Consider the following 543-nt stretch of genomic DNA (forward strand, 5'->3'; position numbering starts at 1 on the left):
TAGTTGCCCTGAATTCGGGAGAGCCTCAACATCAGCACGTCATGTCCTGGCACTGTTGCGGCAAGCGCTTTTTTTGTAGTACCATTCGATTGATGTGACCACAAATTTCTGATCTCATAAGTCGCACTGCCTGCATCAAGGATAGCACGAGACAAATCATCCTTCACTATTTCTTCCTTCCAGTTTAGCTTTATAGCTTTGGCCTGTCTGCTTCTGTTCAGAAAACAAACTGCCCATTCGCCGCTCCTTAAGGGTTTATACCAGGTTTCAACACTATCTTTTGAGGAGTACTTAAAACCTTGCACTCCAAGCGAATCCTGATTCACTGCAATAACCTCCTTATTCGTAAGCACCTCTATAGTCTCCTTAGTCATGCTTCGTAAATCGTTTCCCGCTATCAGGGGAGCTGCAATCATGGCCCACATCGAGAAGTGAGCCCGGTCTTCGCCCGGAGTCAGTTTTCCATTTCCAATTTCAAGCATATCGGGATCATTCCAGTGACCTGGTCCCGCATACTTCCTTAAGCCATCCTGTTTATCAAGA

Annotated in this window: 1 pseudogene; it reads right to left on the reverse strand. The window is 46.0% G+C overall.

The annotated features are described in order from the left end of the window. A pseudogene (locus tag ACNOHI_RS25470) lies at positions 1-543 on the reverse strand (glycoside hydrolase family 27 protein); the annotation flags it as partial.

It is taken from the genome of Noviherbaspirillum sp. ST9 (assembly GCF_048799745.1).
GTDB lineage: Bacteria > Pseudomonadota > Gammaproteobacteria > Burkholderiales > Burkholderiaceae_D > Noviherbaspirillum.